Annotated in this window: 1 protein-coding gene; it reads left to right on the top strand. The window is 62.0% G+C overall.

Annotation, left to right across the window (positions count from 1 at the left end):
- Positions 1-45: 45 nt before the first annotated feature.
- Positions 46-1,527, top strand: a 1,482-nt coding sequence (gene istA / locus ABLE86_RS22830; protein ID WP_348781285.1) for an IS21 family transposase, incomplete at its 3' end; no start/stop codon positions are given.

Below are 1,527 nucleotides of genomic sequence, written 5' to 3'. Positions count from 1 at the left end.
AACCTTGCCCCGCGTGTTTTCAGCGGGGGCTATGGAGTGATCGACATGGCGTTATTGAGCGTGATCCGACGCTGGCATTTTCGAGAACATTTATCGATCCGGGAGATTTGCCGCAGGAGCGGATTGTCCCGGAACACCATCCGCAAATACCTGCGGTCTGGCAGTGTGGAGCCGAAGTTCAAGATTCCGGAGCGGCCGAGCAAGCTCGATCCATTTGCCGACCGGCTGTCAGCCTGGCTGAAGACGGAGGCGAACAAACCCCGCAAGCAGAAGCGCACGGTGAAGCAGTTGCACGCCGATCTGTGGGCGCTCGGCTACAACGGCTCGTACAACCGCGTGGCAGCCTTCGCTCGAGACTGGAAAGCCGATCGGCAGAGAGAACTGCAGAGGTCAGGACGCGGGACATTCGTGCCGCTGGCCTTTGAGCCAGGTGAAGCGTTCCAGTTCGACTGGTCAGAGGATTGGGCCATCATCGGCAATGAGCGCACGAAGCTGCAGGTGGCGCATACGAAGCTCAGCTACAGCCGCGCCTTCATCGTCCGGGCCTATCTCCTGCAGACGCACGAGATGCTGTTCGACGCCCACAATCACGCCTTCCGTGTCTTCGGCGGTGTCCCCCGGCGCGGCATCTACGACAATATGCGCACGGCGGTCGACAAGGTCGGCCGCGGCAAGGAGCGCGACGTCAACATCCGCTTCCAGGCGATGGCCAGCCACTATCTCTACGAACCCGAGTTCTGCAATCCGGCGTCGGGCTGGGAGAAGGGACAGGTCGAGAAGAACGTGCAGGATGCGCGCCATCGACTGTGGCAGCCGGTGCCGCGCTTTCCATCGCTGGAAGCCCTGAATGACTGGCTGGAGCATCGCTGCAAGGAACTCTGGGCGCAGACCGCCCATGGCCAGATGCGCGGCACCATTGCCGATATCTGGGCTGAGGAAAGACAGTCCCTTATGCCGACATCGCGTCCGTTCGACGGCTTCGTCGAATACACCAAACGCGTCTCGCCCACCTGCCTCGTGCATCTGGAGCGCAACCGCTACAGCGTTCCGGCATCCTTCGCCAATCGGCCGGTGAGCCTTCGGGTTTATCCGGATCGGGTCGTCGTCGCCGCTGAAGGCCAGATCGTCTGCGAGCATCGCCGCATCATCGACCGTTCGCATGATCGCCCCGGCCAGACGGTCTACGACTGGCGGCATTATCTGGCGGTCGTGCAGCGCAAACCGGGTGCGCTGCGCAACGGCGCACCGTTCACCGAGCTTCCAGACGCATTCCGGACCTTGCAGCAGCACCTGCTCAAGAAGCCAGGCGGTGATCGTGAGATGGTCGATATCCTGTCGCTTGTTCTTCAGCACGACGAGAAAGCCGTGCTCTGCGCCGTCGAGATGGCGCTGAAGACCGGTGTTCCGACCAAGACGCATGTGCTGAACCTGCTGCATCGCCTGGTCGATGGCAAAACCTTCACACCGCCGACCGTGAATGCGCCGCAGGCCTTGGCGCTCGCCAACGAGCCCAAGGCCAATGTCGAG

The sequence above is a fragment of the Mesorhizobium sp. KR2-14 genome (assembly GCF_040049255.1).
In the GTDB taxonomy this organism is placed as follows: domain Bacteria; phylum Pseudomonadota; class Alphaproteobacteria; order Rhizobiales; family Rhizobiaceae; genus Pseudaminobacter.
This window is presented reverse-complemented; position numbering and strand designations above follow the sequence as displayed.